The sequence below is a fragment of the Micromonospora sp. NPDC048909 genome, assembly GCF_040649635.1.
Classification (GTDB): Bacteria; Actinomycetota; Actinomycetes; order Mycobacteriales; family Micromonosporaceae; genus Micromonospora.
This window is the reverse complement of the sequence record NZ_JBEZFU010000008.1, coordinates 243,806-259,590: the sequence shown is the minus strand read 5'-3', so window position 1 is coordinate 259,590 and position 15,785 is coordinate 243,806. Positions and strand designations below refer to the sequence as shown.

Annotated in this window: 14 protein-coding genes; 8 read left to right on the top strand and 6 right to left on the bottom strand. The window is 74.1% G+C overall.

What is annotated here, in order from left to right:
* Positions 1-11: 11 nt before the first annotated feature.
* Positions 12-1,451 (bottom strand): ATP-binding protein, encoded by a 1,440-nt coding sequence (locus AB0C04_RS22630; protein WP_357057718.1) that lies wholly within the window; start codon positions 1,449-1,451, stop codon positions 12-14.
* A complete protein-coding gene (locus AB0C04_RS22625; protein ID WP_357057716.1) occupies positions 1,448-3,106 on the bottom strand; it encodes an FAD-dependent oxidoreductase in 1,659 nt (552 codons plus the stop codon). Before AB0C04_RS22625 ends, AB0C04_RS22630 begins: the two co-directional genes overlap by 4 nt.
* Before the next feature lie 170 nt (positions 3,107-3,276).
* Here AB0C04_RS22625 and AB0C04_RS22620 point away from each other — a divergent pair, with 170 nt between their 5' ends.
* The 7 genes from AB0C04_RS22620 (at position 3,277) to AB0C04_RS22590 (ending at position 9,861) form a co-directional block, all read left to right on the top strand.
* Positions 3,277-5,508, top strand: coding sequence for a hypothetical protein (locus tag AB0C04_RS22620; protein ID WP_357057714.1), 2,232 nt, complete (start codon positions 3,277-3,279; stop codon positions 5,506-5,508).
* 64 nt (positions 5,509-5,572) lie between these two features.
* Positions 5,573-6,064: an SsrA-binding protein SmpB gene (gene smpB, locus AB0C04_RS22615; protein WP_357057712.1), complete on the top strand. Its 492-nt coding sequence runs from the start codon at positions 5,573-5,575 to the stop codon at positions 6,062-6,064.
* Positions 6,065-6,223: 159 nt separating this feature from the next.
* Positions 6,224-6,616: an SCO5389 family protein gene (locus AB0C04_RS22610; protein ID WP_350870082.1), complete on the top strand. Its 393-nt coding sequence runs from the start codon at positions 6,224-6,226 to the stop codon at positions 6,614-6,616.
* 134 nt (positions 6,617-6,750) lie between these two features.
* Positions 6,751-7,176, top strand: coding sequence for a MerR family DNA-binding transcriptional regulator (locus tag AB0C04_RS22605; RefSeq protein WP_357057709.1), 426 nt, complete (start codon positions 6,751-6,753; stop codon positions 7,174-7,176).
* Positions 7,173-7,961: a molybdate ABC transporter substrate-binding protein gene (gene modA, locus AB0C04_RS22600; protein ID WP_357057707.1), complete on the top strand. Its 789-nt coding sequence runs from the start codon at positions 7,173-7,175 to the stop codon at positions 7,959-7,961. Before AB0C04_RS22605 ends, modA begins: the two co-directional genes overlap by 4 nt.
* Positions 7,962-8,026: 65 nt before the next feature.
* The gene (locus AB0C04_RS22595; protein ID WP_357057822.1) at positions 8,027-8,797 is read left to right on the top strand and encodes an ABC transporter permease; all 771 of its coding nucleotides are present in this window, start codon (positions 8,027-8,029) and stop codon (positions 8,795-8,797) included.
* The gene (locus tag AB0C04_RS22590; RefSeq protein WP_357057705.1) at positions 8,794-9,861 is read left to right on the top strand and encodes an ABC transporter ATP-binding protein; all 1,068 of its coding nucleotides are present in this window, start codon (positions 8,794-8,796) and stop codon (positions 9,859-9,861) included. The genes AB0C04_RS22595 and AB0C04_RS22590 overlap by 4 nt, the downstream gene beginning before the upstream one ends.
* Before the next feature lie 118 nt (positions 9,862-9,979).
* Here AB0C04_RS22590 and AB0C04_RS22585 read toward each other — a convergent pair whose 3' ends face one another.
* Entirely contained in the window at positions 9,980-10,393 is a 414-nt protein-coding gene (locus AB0C04_RS22585; protein ID WP_357057703.1) for a type II toxin-antitoxin system Phd/YefM family antitoxin, read from the bottom strand.
* Positions 10,394-10,536: 143 nt separating this feature from the next.
* On the opposite strand from AB0C04_RS22585, the gene AB0C04_RS22580 reads away from it, so the two are divergent.
* On the top strand, positions 10,537-12,039 hold the full coding sequence (locus tag AB0C04_RS22580) for a cellulose binding domain-containing protein (protein WP_357057820.1): 1,503 nt from the start codon (positions 10,537-10,539) through the stop codon (positions 12,037-12,039).
* Positions 12,040-12,181: 142 nt separating this feature from the next.
* On the opposite strand, the gene AB0C04_RS22575 is transcribed toward AB0C04_RS22580, so the two are convergent.
* The 3 genes from AB0C04_RS22575 to AB0C04_RS22565 all read right to left on the bottom strand — a co-directional run bounded on the left by AB0C04_RS22575 (position 12,182) and on the right by AB0C04_RS22565 (position 15,775).
* Positions 12,182-12,808, bottom strand: a complete 627-nt coding sequence (locus AB0C04_RS22575; RefSeq protein ID WP_357057701.1) for a GNAT family protein — start codon at positions 12,806-12,808, stop codon at positions 12,182-12,184.
* A 79-nt stretch (positions 12,809-12,887) separates the two neighbouring features.
* Positions 12,888-15,383 (bottom strand): DUF4132 domain-containing protein, encoded by a 2,496-nt coding sequence (locus tag AB0C04_RS22570; protein ID WP_357057699.1) that lies wholly within the window; start codon positions 15,381-15,383, stop codon positions 12,888-12,890.
* Positions 15,383-15,775, bottom strand: coding sequence for a hypothetical protein (locus AB0C04_RS22565; RefSeq protein ID WP_357057697.1), 393 nt, complete (start codon positions 15,773-15,775; stop codon positions 15,383-15,385). Before AB0C04_RS22565 ends, AB0C04_RS22570 begins: the two co-directional genes overlap by 1 nt.
* Positions 15,776-15,785: the final 10 nt, after the last annotated feature.

Below are 15,785 nucleotides of genomic sequence, written 5' to 3'. Positions count from 1 at the left end.
CGCGTGTCCGGTCAGGGCGCGGGCGGAAGCTCCGCGGTGAGCGGCAGCAGCACCCGGAAGGTGGTGTTGCCGGGCGCGCTCTCCACCCGGATGTCGCCGTGGTGCTTGCGGACCACGATCCGGTACGAGATGTCCAGCCCGAGCCCGGTGCCGGAGCCGACCGGCTTGGTGGTGAAGAACGGCTCGAAGATGCGCGGGCGGACCGCCGGCGGGATGCCGGACCCGGTGTCGACGACCTCGACCGTGAGCAGGTCGCCGGAGCGTCCGGTCCGGACGGTCAGAGTGCCCTTCTCCCCCATCGCGGCGAGCGCGTTGTCGATCAGATTGGTCCAGACCTGGTTCAGCTCCGCCGCGTACGCCGGCACCGGCGGGAGGTCGCGGTCGTACTCGCGGACCAGCTTGACCCCGGCGGGGATCTTGGCCTTGAACATCACCAGCGTCGCGTCGAGCAGGTCGTGCACGTCGACCACCTGGAACGGCGCCCGGTCCAGCTGGGAGTACTGCTTGGCCGCGCCGACCAGGCCGGAGATCCGGGTGACCGCGTCGCCGATCTCCCGCATCAGCAGCTCGGTCTCCACCGTGTAGGTGAGCCAGCGCACGGCCGCCTCCAGGTCGGCCGGGCCGACATGGGCCTTCACCCGGGCCAGCCAGTCGATGTCGGCACCGCCGCCGACCAGGGTCGGCGCCAGGTCCCAGGCGCCGCCCACGCCGTGCTCGTCCAGCCAGTCGGTGAGCGCGTCCTCGGCGTCGGCGGCGGCCATCGGGCTCAGCTTCGGCGCGGCGGCCACCCGGGCCACCGCCTCCTCCTGCAGCTCGACCAGGGCCTGCAGGCCCCGCCCGTCCAGCCGGCCATCGGCGATCATGGCGAGCTTGTGCCGCATGCCGGCCACCCGGTCACGCAGCACCGAGGTCGCCCGCACGGCCGCCGCGGCGGGATTGTTCAGCTCGTGGGTCAGCCCCGCGGAGAGCGAACCGAGGGCGAGCAGCCGCTCCCGTTCACCGACGATGGTCTGGCTGGCCCGCATGCCGACGAAGAGCCCCTCCAGCAGGTGCATCGCCATCGGGAACCAGGAGCGGACGGCCTCGGCGAAGCTCTCCGCCGGCAGCACGAAGAACTCCGAGTCGACGACCGCCCGCAACGTGTTGCGGTAGAGCTGTTCGCTCTCGTCGTCCAGGTAGGCCTGGGTGGCCCCGCCGTACACCCCGCGCTGCTCGGTGCGGGACACCTCCACCTCGTCGCCACCGACCAGGCGGGTCATCGTCACCACGCCGTGCAGCAGCACGAAGAAGCAGGTCGCCGCCTCGCCCTCGGCGTAGACGACGGTGCCGCCGGCGCGCTGCTCCACCCGGCCGTGCTCGGCCAGCCAGGCCAACTGGTCGTCGTCGAGGGACTCGAACAGGAAGAGGCTGCGCAGCTGCTGCGGGCCCAGCCGGTCGGTCGGGGTGGTCACTGCGCCTCCAGGTAACGGTGCACGAGCGAGACGGCCATCGCGCCCTCGCCGACCGCGGACGCGACCCGCTTGACCGACTCGGCCCGCACGTCGCCGGCGGCGAAGACCCCCGGCAGGCTCGTCTCGAGGTGGTACGGGTCGCGCGTCAGCGACCAGCCCGGCGGCCGCTGCCCGCCGGTGACCAGGTCGGGGCCGGTGACGATGAAGCCGCGCGAGTCGCGCACCAGCACGCCGTCCAGCCAGTCGGTGCGCGGCTCCGCCCCGATGAAGATGAACAGCCAGGAGGTGTCGACGGTGCGCTGCTCGCCGGTGCGGGTGTCACAGAGGGTGAGGCGTTCCAGGTGGTCCCCGCCCGCGCCGGTTGCCACCCGGGTGTGCGGGTGCACGGTGATCCGGTCGTTCCGGTCCAGCTGGTCGATCAGGTAGCGCGACATCGAGGCGGTGAGGTCCGCACCCCGGATCAGCAGGTGTACGCGGGCGGCGTACCGGGAGAAGTGCACCGCGGCCTGGCCGGCCGAGTTGGCCCCGCCCACGATGTAGACGTCCTGGTCGACGCAGCTCGGCGCCTCGGTGGCGGCGGAGCCGTAGAAGACCCCGCGGCCGGTGAGCTCGGCCAGGCCGGGCGCGTCGAGCACGCGGTAGGAGACCCCGGTGGCCAGGACCACGGTGTGCGCGGCGATCTCGGTGCCGTCGCCGAAGCGCAGAAGTCGGGCCCCGCCGCCCTCGGTCAGGCCGACCACCTCCCGCGTCGTCAGCATCTCCGCGCCGAACTTCAACGCCTGCCGGCGGGCCCGGTCGGTGAGCTGTGCGCCGGAGACACCGTCGGGAAAGCCCAGGTAGTTCTCGATCCGGCTGCTCTGCCCGGCCTGACCGCCGGTGGCCCGGCGCTCCACCAGCACCGTGCGCAGACCCTCGGACGCGCCGTACACCGCCGAGCCGAGGCCGGCCGGGCCGGCGCCGACCACCACCAGGTCGTAGAAGTCGGTGGTCGGTTCGACGGTGAGGCCGACCACGCTGGCCAACTCGGCCGGGGTGGGGCCGACCAGGGTCTTGCCGTCGGCGGTCACCACCAGAGGCACCTCGTCCTCGGTGGCGCCGGCCGCGGCCAGCAGCCGCGCCCCCTCCGGGTCGTCGGTGAGCAGCCAGCGGTACGGGATCAGGTTGCGGGCCAGGAAGTCGCGGACCTTGAACGACGGCGCGGACCAGCGGTGCCCGACCACCCGGATCTCGCTCAGCGCCGCGTCCGGGGTGGCCGCCCACGTCTCCAGCAGGCCGTCCACCACCGGATAGAGCTTCTCCTCCGGTGGGTGCCAGGGCTTGAGCAGGTAGTGGTCGAGGTCCACCACGTTGATCGCCTCGATCGCGGCGTCCGTGTCGGCGTACGCGGTGAGCAGCACCCGGCGGGCGGCCGGGAAGAGGTCCATCGCCGCCTCGAGGAACTCGATACCGGTCATCTCGGGCATCCGGTAGTCGGCCAGCAGCAGCGCCACCCGCTCACCGCGCAGCTTGATCTCGCGCAGCGCCTCCAGTGCCTCCGGGCCCGACCCGGCCCGGACGATCCGGTAGCGCTCGCCGTAGTGGCGACGGAGGTCGCGGGCCACCGCCCGGGAGACCACCGGGTCGTCGTCGATGGTCAGGATCACCGGGTTCGCCATGGCGCCCATGAAACCACTCCCGCCGCCGGGGAACGCACCTGTCCCCCCGCCTGCGGCGTCCGGCCGGGGCAGCCGCGACGGTTGGGCCGCGCCGGGGCGGGTAACCGGGGCCGGGCACCGGCCGGGCCGGGCGAGGCGGTGCCGGTTGCCGTAGACACCTCGGGGGGCCGATGTCGGAGACGCCAGCGTCGTCGACCGGGCCGGCGACGTCCGGCGAGGTCGTCGAGCTACGCGTGCACGGCGTCTCCGGTGCGGATGCCGCCCAGGTGCTGGACCGGCCGCACGCGCACCAGGTGGCCGGAGACCGTAACGGTGGCTTCTTCCGGCCGCGTCCCGGCTACCCGGACAGCACCGGCCCGGACGGGCTGATCCCGGAGGTGTACCGCTGGAGCGACCTGCCGTCAGGGACCGCGGTACGCACCCTGTCGCTGGTGTTCCTGCTGCCGTTCATGCTCTGCAACGTCGCGGTCTGGATGGGGCCGAAGCGGGGCCGGGCGCACCTCGCGATGAAGGTGCTCTGCCGGGTGCTCGGGCTCACCCTGACCGCGCTCTACGTGCTCACCGTCGTCGGAGTCTCGCTGGACATGGTCGGCTGGCGCTGCATGTCCAGCCCGACCTGTCTCTCCGGCCGCGACTGGCTGTCCTGGCTCGGTGGACAACGGATAGGTCTGCGCCTGGCGGTGCTCGCCCTGGTGCCCGCGGCGGCCATCGGCGTGGTCTGGTGGCTCGGGGCTCTGCCCGGCCGGCCGTTCGCCGCGTTCCGCCCGTCCACGGCAGCCGAGTACGACGTGCACCAGCTCGGCGCGGTCGGCCAGTGGGATGCGGGCCCGTTCGTCGGCCGGCTGCGGTCGATCCACGTCGCGGCCGCGTTCGCGACCTTGGACGCGAGCCTGCTGGCCGCCCGGGCCGGCTCGGCGGCGTCCGTCGCCTGGCTCGTGCTGACCATCCTCGTCGGGGTCGTCCTCGGGGCCTGCGTGGCGCTGGTCAGCGCGCACCCGATGATCGACCGGCCGGGCACCGACTCGGTCACGGACCGGCTGACCCGGGGCCTGCGGACCGTCGCCGGCGTGTTGACCGTGGTGGTGGTGTTGTTCATCCTGCTCGACCCGTCGCCGTGGCCGCAGGCCACCGGGCTGCCCCGCTACGGCGCGACGATGGCCTGGATCTTCGTGGCCCAGACGGCGCTGCTGGGCGCCATCGGCCTGGTCGCGCTGCGCCAGCCCCGTCGGCGCGGCCAGTCGGTGCGCGGGCCGGGCGCGCCGGCGGTCGCCGCCGTGGCCACCGGGCTGGCGGTGGCGTTCTCCTCCGAGCTGATCTACCGGGTGTCGGACCTGCTCGACCGCGACAAACCCACCGCCGACCACCTCGTCACCAGCCCGCCGCTGGCGTTCAAGTGGGCGATCTTCGGGTTCCTGATGGCGGTGGCCGGCACCGTGGCGGTCGGCTTCGCGGCCACCGTCCTGTCCCGCCCGGCCCGGATGCGGGTCGCGGCCGACATCGTCGCCCGCGACTTCCCGGACGCGCCACCGGAGGCGGCGCCCCGGCTGCGGCAGGTCGAGCGGACGATCGCCAAGGCCCGGTTCACCGAGCGGCTGGAGCCGCTCACCGTGACCTACGCCTGCCTCATCGCGCTGGGCCTGGTGACCAGCGTCTTCGGGGTGATGGGGCGCTACCCGGCGGAGGTCGCGCACCGCGTCGTCAGGATCCCCGGCGAGATGGTGAACTTCTTCATCGGGCTGGGCAGCTACGTGATCGCGGCGGTCATCCTCGGACTGGTGGTCGGAGGCATCTTCGCCTACCGGACCGCCGAGTTCCGCCGCTACGTCGGCGTCATCTGGGACCTGGGCACCTTCTGGCCCCGCGCGGCCCATCCGTTCGCGCCGCCCTGCTACGCCGAACGGGCGGTGCCGGAGCTGGCCCGGCGGATCACCCACCTGGTTCGGCAGGGAGACCGGGTGCTGCTCTCCGGGCACAGTCACGGGTCGGTGCTGCTCGCCGCGACCGTGTTGCAACTGCCGGACGGGGTCGGCGACCGGGTCGCCCTGCTCACCTACGGCTCGCCGCTGCGCCGGCTCTACGCCCACCTCTTCCCGGCGTACGTCAACGACGAGGTGCTGCGGGAGGTGGGACGGCGGGTCGGCTGGCGATGGATCAACATCTGGCGGGACACCGACCAGATCGGGGGGTGGATCTTCTCCCCGCATCGGGGCGGCGAGCCGGCACCGCCCGACGACCCGGCGGCTCGGGTCGACCGGCGGCAGATCGACCCGAGCGACGTGGTGGTGCCACCGGGTGAGAGCGTGCCGCCGCCGATCCTGGGTCACTGGCCGTGCGAGTCGGAGGACCGGTTCCTCGCCATGGTGCGGGAGCTGGTTCGTCGCGTCCGCGCCACCGACGGCTGAGCGGCGGGTACCGGGGCCGGCGAGTGCCGGGGCCGGCGGCGGCGCGGCGGTTATCCTCGGCCGGGTGAACGCCTCCAGGCAGCCCGAGCGCCGGCTGATCGCCTCGAACAAGAAGGCCCGGCACGACTACACCGTGCTCAAGACGTACGAGGCTGGGATCGTGCTGGTCGGCACGGAGGTCAAGTCGCTGCGCGAGGGGCGCGCCTCGCTGGTGGACGCGTTCGCCCAGGAGCGCGACGGCGAGATCATGCTCTACGGGCTGCACATCGCCGAGTACGGCTTCGGCAGCTGGACCAACCACCAACCGCGGCGGACCCGCAAGCTGTTGCTGCACCGGGTGGAGATCGCGCGGATCGTGGAGAAGACCCGGGAGGGCGGCTTCACCCTCGTGCCGCTGTCGATGTACTTCGACAACGGCTGGGCGAAGGTCGAGCTCGCTCTGGCCCAGGGCCGCCGGTCGTACGACAAGCGGCAGGCGCTGGCGGAGCGGGACGCCAACCGGGAGATCGCCCGGGAGCTGGGCCGGCACCTGAAGGGCCGGACCCGCCGGGCCTGATCAGGGCGGCCGCCGCCAGCTCCACCGTCACCCGCGCCGGGGCTCCCGGCGTGTTCGAGACCGGCACGCCGGTCCACTGTTGACCCCGCCGTGGCCCCGTGGTGTGCTCCATTCACGCCGTTGATGACAACGGTTGTCATTTCTGAATGGAGGATGACCATGTCCCTCACCGTCCCGCCCGCGCTGCTCGAGGCCGCCGACCGCGGCCCGATCGACGACGCCGACTTCGCCGCCTGCGTCCGCGACTCCCTTCCGTACGCCTGGTCGACGGTGAGCCGCGTGGTCGCCGAACTGGAGGCCACCGGCGCCGACCACGCCGACAACACGATCCCGCCGCCGTCCGATGCCGAGCGGGGCCAACTGCTGCGCGCCCTGGCCAGCGACGCGATCCGAGCCGGCCTGGAGCGGCACTTCGGGGTCCGGCTGGCCTTCCAGAACTGTCACCGGGTCGCCGCCTTCCGCCCGGCCGCGGTCGACACGAGCACGTACCGCGAGTTCGTGTCGCCCCGCAGCCAGCTGCTCAACCAGTCACCCGAGCTGCGCAACTGCTGAACCAGCCGGCGCCGCCCGACCCGGCCCGGTCGGGCGGCGCCGCCGCAGCTGCGGGTGTCATTCGGTCACTAGCGCCGCGGAAGCCAGCCGATGCGGGCTTCCAGAGTCGCAGTTGCGGACGCTAGGGTGACCCGATGGGACGGTTCCGGATCGGCGAGGCTGCCGAGTTGCTCGGCGTCAGCACGGACACCGTGCGCCGCTGGATCGACGCCGGCCGGCTGCCGGCCGACCGCGACGCGCAGGGGCACCGGGTGGTCGACGGGGTCGACCTGGCCGCGTTCGCCCGCAGCCAAAGCGCCGACCCCGACGAGGGTGCCGACTCCTCCTCGGCCCGCAACCGGCTACGCGGCATCGTGGTCAACGTCCTCAAGGACACCGTGATGGCCCAGGTCGACATCCAGGCCGGGCCGTTCCGGATCGTCTCGTTGATGAGCCGCGAGGCCGTCGAGGAACTGGACCTGCGGGTCGGCTCGGTGGCCGTGGCGGTGATCAAGTCCACCACGGTCGTGGTGGAACGGGCCGCCCCGACCGCCGGGGCGAGAGGGAGGGCCGGCACATGAGCAACCGACCGATCCGTGCGGCGATGGCCGGGGCGCTCGCCCTGGCCCTGACCCTGACCGCGTGCGGCGACACCGACGACAGCGCCGGCGCGGCCGGTGGCTCCGGCGTCACCGGCACTGTCACGGTGCTCGCCGCCGCGTCGCTGACCGAGTCGTTCACCCGGATCGGCAAGGACTTCGAGGCCGCCCACCCGGGCACGACGGTGGTGTTCAATTTCGGCGGCAGCTCGGCCCTGGCCACTCAGATCAACCAGGGCGCGCCGGCCGACGTCTTCGCCTCGGCCGCGCCCCGCAACATGGCGACCGTCACCGAGGCCGGCAACGCCGACGGCGAGCCGAGCACGTTCGTGCGCAACCAGCTGGTCATCGCCGTCGCCCGGGACAACCCGAAGGCGGTCACCGGCCTGGCCGACCTCACCCGGCCGGGCACCAAGGTGGCGCTCTGCGCCGAACAGGTGCCGTGCGGCGCGGCTGCCCGCACCGCGCTCGACGCGGCCGCGGTGAAGCTGACCCCGGTCACCCTCGAACAGGACGTCAAGAGCGCGCTCGCCAAGGTGCGACTCGGCGAGGTCGACGCCGCCCTGGTCTACCGCACCGACGCGAAGGCCGCGGCCGGCGACGTGACCGGCGTCGAGTTCCCCGAGTCCGCCCGGGCGGTCAACGACTACCCGATCGTCCTGCTCAAGGACGCCCCCAACCGGGCCGGCGGCGAGGCGTTCGTCGGATACGTCCGCTCCGAGGCGGGTCGCGCCGTGCTCACGGAGGCGGGCTTCCAGGCCCCGTGACCACGACGACCGACGCCCCGCCCGCCGTCCCGGCCGACCGGCGTACGGCCGCGCGGCGCGCCCGGGTGCCGCTGCCCCTGCTGCTCCCGGCCGGGCTGGGGCTGCTCTTCCTGGTCCTGCCGCTGGCCGGGCTGGTGGTCCGCGCGCCCTGGTCGACGCTGCCGCAGCGCCTCACCGAGCCGGGGGTGCTGACCGCGCTGCGCCTGTCGTTGCAGACGGCGACCCTGGCCACCCTGCTCTGCCTGCTGCTCGGCGTCCCGCTGGCCTGGCTGCTCGCCCGCGTGGAGTTCCCCGGCCGCCGCCTGGTACGCGCCCTGGTCACCGTGCCGCTGGTGCTGCCGCCGGTCGTCGGTGGGGTGGCCCTGCTGCTGGTCTTCGGCCGCCGAGGGCTGCTCGGCGGCTGGCTCGACTCGACGTTCGGGGTCACCCTGCCGTTCACCACCACCGGCGTGGTGCTCGCCGAGGCGTTCGTGGCGATGCCCTTCCTGGTGATCGCGGTCGAGGGGGCGCTGCGCGGCGCCGACCCGCGCTACGAGGAGGCGGCCGCCACTCTCGGCGCGGGCCGGTGGACCACCTTCACCCACGTGACGCTTCCGCTGGTCGGGCCGGGGCTGGCGGCCGGCGCGGTGCTCTGCTGGGCGCGGGCGCTCGGCGAGTTCGGCGCCACCATCACCTTCGCCGGCAACTACCCGGGCCGGACCCAGACCATGCCGCTGGCGGTCTACCTGGCGCTGGAGACCGACCTCGAGTCCGCGATCGTGCTCAGCCTCGTGCTGCTGACCGTCTCGGTCACCATCCTCGCCGCGCTGCGCGACCGCTGGATCACCGCCCCGTGACCGGCCCGCTGCTCGACGCCCGGCTCGTGGTGGATCGGGGCGCGTTCCGCCTCGACGTGCCGCTGCGGGTGGCCGCCGGCGAGGTGGTCGCACTGCTCGGGCCGAACGGGGCTGGCAAGACCACGGCGCTGCGGGCCCTCGCCGGCCTGCAACCCCTCACCGACGGGCACGTCACCCTCGGCGGCTCGGATCTCGACCGGCCGGCGCGGGCCACCTGGGTGCCCACCGAACGCCGTCCGATCGGCGTGGTCTTCCAGGACTACCTGCTCTTCCCGCACCTGACCGCGCTGGAGAACGTGGCCTTCGGCCCGCGCCGGCACGGCGCCGGGCGGGGTGCCGCCCGGGGCACCGCTCGGGAGTGGCTTGACCGGGTCGGGCTGGCCGAGCAGGCGCACCGCCGGCCACGGCAGCTCTCCGGCGGGCAGGCGCAGCGGGTCGCGCTGGCCCGCGCGCTCGCCGTGACGCCGTCGCTGCTGCTGCTGGACGAGCCGCTCGCCGCGCTGGACGCCCGGACCCGGCTGGAGACCCGCGCCGAGCTGCACCGCCACCTCACCGCGCACCCCGGCGCGACCCTGCTGGTCACCCATGATCCGCTCGACGCGCTGGCCCTGGCCGACCGGCTGGTCATCGTGGAGGGTGGCCGGGTGGTGCAGGAGGGGGACGGGGCGAGCGTCACCGCCCAGCCGCGCACCGACTACGTGGCCCGGCTCGTCGGGCTGAACCTGCACCGGGGCCGGGCCAGCGCCGGCCGGGTGCGGGTCGCCGACGAGCTGACCCTCACCGTGGCCGACCGGGTCGACGGCGAGGCGTTCGTGGCGTTCCGGCCGGCTGCGGTGGCCGTGCACCCGAACCGCCCGGACGGCAGCCCGCGCAACGCGTGGCCGGCCACGGTTGGCGGCATCCAGCGGCACGGCGACTACCTGCGGGTGCGGCTGGACGGCCCGATCGTGGTGGCCGCGGACATCACCCCGGCCGCCGCCGCGCAGTTGCGGCTCGCTCCGGGCCAGCCGGTCTGGGCTGCGGTGAAGGCGGCCGAGACGCACGCCTATCCGGCCACCGGCTGAGCCCGCCGCCCGGACCTGGCCCGGCCGGACCTGGCCCGGCCGGCACCGTGCCGAGGCGGGGCGGCCCGGCCCACCGCCCGGACCTGGCCCGCCCGCCACTGCGCCGAGGCGGGGCGGCTCAGTCGGCGAGCAGGTCGGCGTGAGCGGCCCGGAGGCGGGCCAGCGCCGGATCGCCGCCCGGTGCGGCCCGGCGGTCGAGCTCGGCCCACGCCTCGGCCAGCGCGGCACGCACCGCGCGTAGCTCGGCGGAGTGCCGGCGGGCGCTCTGCCGGTGCTGCTCGTCGAGGCGACGGGCCCAGCCGGCGGTGACCGCGGCGAGCCGGTCGGCGTCGGCCCGCGCCTGGGCGGCGCTGCGGGCGGCGGCCGCCGGCACGATCGCGGCGATCGGACGGGGATCGCCGTCGCGGGTGAGCACCGTGACGGCGTCGGTCAGCTCGGCGAGCGCGACGAGCTGGGTGAACCGGGTGCGCGCCTCGCGCAGCGGCACGGTGCGCGGCTGGTCGGGTGGAGGGGTCAACGCGGGGACAGCCATGAATGCATGCTGCCGTCGGGGTACGACAGAACGAAGCGCGCGACGGGGGTGGACACTGACAGTTAACAATCCTAATAATTGTGCATCCGTCGATCAGACGGCCCTCGCCCCGGGAGGTCCGGATGCGCCGCCATGCCCGAACCCTGCTGCTAGCCGCGGTGGCGGCGCTCGCCACCGCCGCCACCACGCTCACCCTGGCCGGGCCGGCGCGCGCCGCCGGGCCGACCGCCACGTTCGTGAAGACCGCCGACTGGGGCACCGGTTGGGAGGGCAAATACACCGTCACCAACGGCGGCGCCGGCACGCTCACCAGCTGGCAGGTCGCCTTCACCCTGCCCGTCGGCACCACGCTCGGCTCCTACTGGGACGCCACGGTGAGCAGCTCCGGCCAGCGGCACACCTTCAGCAACCGGTCCTGGAACGGCACCATCGCCCCGGGCGCCTCGGTCACCTTCGGCTTCCTCGCCACCGGGTCGGGCTCGCCCACCGACTGCACCCTCAACGGGGCCCCGTGCGGCGGCGGCACCACCCCACCGCCCACCACTCCCCCGCCCACCACACCGCCGCCGACCACACCGCCGCCCACCACGCCCCCACCGACCACGCCCCCGGCGACGGGCCTGCCCCGGCACGCACTGATCGGCTACCTGCACGCCAGCTTCGCCAACGGCTCGGGCTACCTGCGGATGGCCGACGTCCCGGCCGACTGGGACATCGTCAACCTCGCCTTCGGCGAGCCCACCTCGGTGACCTCCGGCGACATCCGGTTCCAGCTCTGCCCGGCCAGTGAGTGCCCCGGGGTGGAGACCGAGGCGGAGTTCACCGCGGCGATCCGGGCCAAACAGCAGCAGGGCAAGAAGGTGCTGCTCTCCATCGGCGGACAGAACGGCCAGGTGCAGCTCACCACCAGCGCCGCCCGGGACACCTTCGTCCGATCCGTCGCCGCGATCATCGACCGGTACGGGCTGAACGGGCTGGACATCGACTTCGAGGGGCACTCGCTGTATCTGAACGCCGGGGACACCGACTTCCGCAACCCGAGCACCCCGGTGATCGTCAACCTGATCTCGGCGATCCGCACGCTGAAGCAGCGCTACGGCGCGGGCTTCGTGCTGACCATGGCGCCGGAGACCTTCTTCGTCCAGCTCGGCTACCAGTTCTACGGGCCGGGCCCGTGGGGCGGGCAGGATCCGCGGGCCGGGTCCTACCTGCCGGTGATCCACGCGCTGCGCGACGACCTCACCGTGCTGCACGTACAGAACTACAACTCCGGTCCGATCATGGGGCTCGACAACCAGTACCACACCATGGGCGGCTCCGACTTCCACGTCGCGATGACCGACATGCTCCTCGCCGGCTTCCCGGTCGCCGGCAACACGGCCGCGGTCTTCCCCCCGCTGCGCGAGGACCAGGTCGCCTTCGGCGCCCCCTCCTCGGTCAGCGCCGGCAACGGCTATCTCGCCCCGGCCGGCGTGCAGGCGGCCGTCAGCTGCCTCGTCCGTGGCCAGAGCTGCGGCAGCTACACCCCGCGCAGCGGCACCAACCCCGCCTTCCGCGGTCTGATGACCTGGTCGATCAACTGGGACCGCTACTACAACTGGGAGTTCCGGCTCAACCACGGGCCCTTCCTCAGGGCGCTGCCCTGACCGCCGGTGGCCCGCCCGATGCCGGGCGGGCCACCGGCACCGCACGCGTCGACGGCGGCGAAGATGCGCCGGGCACCCCGATCCGGGCGCGGGATGACGGCCCCGAACCCTCGAGGCGCTGAACCTGGACCGGTCGCCCCGGTCACTCGACGGCGTGCTCGCCCCGGGTTGAGTCAGCGGCCCGCTCGCCGGCGGGCAACCCGGTCCGCTGCTCGTCGGCGGGCGAGGTGGACTGCCACTCGTCGGCCAGCACCGACCAGATCTCCAGGTCGAGCCGGCCGGTCGGGCCGGGAAGGACCTGCCGGAGCGTACCGTCGCGGCGCAGGCCCAGCCGGCGGGCCAGGGCGATGCTGCGGACGTTGTCCGCCCTGGTCCGCCACTCCACCCGCTGGATACCGCGCTCCCGCACCGCCCAGTCGACGAGCGCACGCACGGCACGGCCGACCATGCCCCGCCCCTGCGCGGCCGGCTCCGACCAGCAGCCGACCTCGCAGACGCCCCGGCTCACGTCGAACGAGACGAGCATGACGCCGCCGACCAGCGTCCCCCGCCACCAGAGCCCCCAGACGCCGCCAGCGTCGCGGGCCCAGGCGTCGGCTGAGCGCTGGAGCACGGCCCGCGCCGCGGTCAGGTCGGTGGCCACGAAGGTGGCCGGCACCCAGGGGGCGATGTGCTCCCGGGCCCGGTCCAGGTGGGCGAGGAACTCCTCGGCCCGCCAGGGTTCGAGCGGGCGCAGCTCGACGTCGGTGGTGAGGGGCAACGCGAACAACCGGACCTCCGGTGGCTGGTCGAGGGTCGACGGGGGCGGCCGACCCGGGACACCATCCTGCCGTCCCCGCCCGACCGGCTCAGCGGCGGCGCAGCTGGGCGAGGATCGTCGGGTCGGTGATCTCGGTGTCCCGGGCGAGCAGCAGCGCCTTGCTGAGGATGACGCCGAGCATCCGGTCGCCCTCGAACGGCAGGAACACGTCGCCGGCCCCGACCGCCGCCGACTGCTGCGGCACGATGCAGAGATATTCGTCGTTGGGGCTCATCAGGATGTTGCCCGACCCGAGGTGGATCTGGTAGCTGCGCAGGTCTCCCCGGACCACCAGGAACCTCCCCTCGACCCGGCACCGGTCCGCGATCGCCAGCCGGGGCACCAGCCGGGCGAGCAGGTCCCGTCGGGTCTCCGCGGTGCCGGAGAGCTCACCGAAGCCGTACGAGTGCCAGTACTCCCGGTATCGCCCGGCCGGTCCGCCGTCCTGCCAGGTCGGGTCGTTGCCCACACTGGCCACGCCGACGAAGAGGTCGACGTCGCGCATCACCTCGCTGAACACCAGCGGCGGGATCTGCTCCAGCGGCAGCGGCGCGACCGGATCCGCGCCCGGGCGGACCCACTGCTCGTAGCCACCGCCGCCGGCGTGCGCGTTGTTCTCCGGCGCGGCCAACGGGTAGAAGCGCACCTGGTCGGTCACCACCCGCAGGTAGGCGCCCGCCTCGGTGGTGTCCGTGCCGTACTCGTCGCCGGCGCCCTCCACCCAGTACTCGGCACGCAGGCCCCACTCGGGCAGCTCCCGGCTGGCCGGCGGATAGCTGTCGTCGACCATCAGGCGCAGCCGGTTACGCCAGCCGCGCACCGCCGCCAGCGCGTGGAACTGGTGCTGGCGCAGCACGTGCGCGGCGAACCGGTTGGAGTAGACGCCGGTGCGCTCCTCGGCGGCGGTGAGCAGGTAGACCTCCCGGTGGGCCTGTTTGAACGGCTGCACCACGGCGTGCCGCTCCAGCCACTCACGCCAGGCCAGCACCTCGGCGACGGCGCGGCCGATCGGGTGCCAGAGCCGCACCTCGGCGTCGTCGCCCGGTGCCACCGCGGCACCGTCGACGGTGCGCAGCGCGCCCCCGGCGAAGCCGCACGGCACGCCGTCGACCAGCCAGATCAGCCGCCGCCCGAGCGTGCCGACGAGGGGATGGTCCAGGTAACGGGCCCGCCAGGCGGCGAAGCGCCAGCACCGCTGGGCGAGGAACTGGCGGTCCAGCCGCTCGGCCTGCGCGGAAAGCATCTTGTCGACGTCCTTGACCGCCGCCTTGAGCTCGCGCAGCTCGTCGGCGTGGTCACGGCGCACTGCGGCGGGCACCGTCCGAACCGGACGTCCGGCGGCGTTGCGCCAGCGCAGGGCGACCCCGCCGGCCTCCACCACCAGCTCCGCGGTGGCGTCGCCGAGCGTCTCCACGCGGCGCCCCACCTCGGTCAGGCCGTACGCGGGCACCGCCAGCTCCTCCACCTCGGCCCGGGACAGCCTGAGCGCGGTGGCCCGCCGGTCGAGCGCCGCGTTGAGCTCCTTGAGCGTGCCCTTGTAGGTGATCCGGGCGGTCAGGCGGGCGAGCTGGGCCAGCGCGTGCTCGCCGTCGAGGCGGGAGAGCGCGTGCACCGCCGCGTTGGCCACCTTCGGGTTGCGCGGCCCGAGGCCGGGCACCTTGCGCAGCGAGGTCTCCACCAGCCGGCCCAGCTCACGGGTGGCGCCGGCGTCGTCGGCCCCGGCCAGGGCGAGCAGCCAGAGCACGCCCCGCAGCGCGGTCGCGTTGTAGGGGTCGTACGCCTGGGAGATGTCGTAGCCGAAGGCGGCGGGCCGCAGTGGTGCGGTGCGGGGCCAGCCGACCAGGGACAGCCAGCCGAGCGCGACGTCGCGGTACGCGTCGCGCCCGACCCGGTCGAGCAGCGTGCCGGCCTGCCGCTCCCACTTGGCGGTGGGCCGGGCCGCGGTGGCGGTGAGCGTGTGGGCCACCAGCTCCGGCCAGCCGGCGCCGAGGCCGGGCAGCTCGGCGAGCACCCGGTCGGCCCACGCCTCGCCCGGGTTGAGCAGCGGTTCGCGGACCTCCCGGACCAGGTCCTCAAGGACGGCCCCGCTGCGGTAGACGTTCAGCAGGGTGCGGCGCAGGACCGCGACGAGCTGCCCGGGCAGTGTCCCGTCGGCGTCGTGGACCACCCGGGCGAGCCCGCCGAGTTCGTCGGCCGGCCACCACGTCCACTGCCGCGCGGCGTACCCGAGCAGGCGCCGCGCGTCGGCGACCGGGACCACCGCGCGCAGGTGCCGGACCAGGATGGTCAGCAGGGTGTCCAGCGACGTGCCGTCGTCGGGGTCGCCGGCCTCGAGCCGGTCGACCAGCGCGGTGGCGAGCCGGATCCGCCGGTCGTCGGGGAGCCCGTCGAGCACGTCGGTGACCGCCCGGCCGTCGTAGCCCCAGTGGCCGCCGTTGAGGCAGGCGATCTCGGCCAGCTCCGCGACCAGCGCGGCGGTGTCGTCGTCGGCGGCGTGCCGGCGGACGGCCTCGACGCGCTCCGGGTAGAAGGAGGTGGTGGTCATCAGCCACCGACCAGCGGGACGAGCTTGAGAAAGCAGACCTCGGTGCCGGAGCTGAGCTGCACCTCGGCGTCGAGCTGGTCGACCTGCCGATCGTCGACGAGCACCACGAAACCGTTGCGGCCGAACGCCTCGACGGCGCGGGTGAACTGCTCCTCGGCGTCGACCCGGCGGGGCTGGCGCAGCCGGTAGCCGTTGAGGGTCTGCTCGGCGCCGCCGGGCTGCACCAGTCCGCGGAAGACCTCGGGCTGCCGGGCGTTGTACTCGGCCACCTCCTGGAAGACGCGGCGGCGGATCAGCTCCCGCAGCGCCAGCCGCTCCTCGAAGATCTCCAGGTGCCACGCCTCGGCCCGGGAGCCGGCGGTGGTCTCGTCGACGAACCTCACCATCACCATGGCCGCGGAG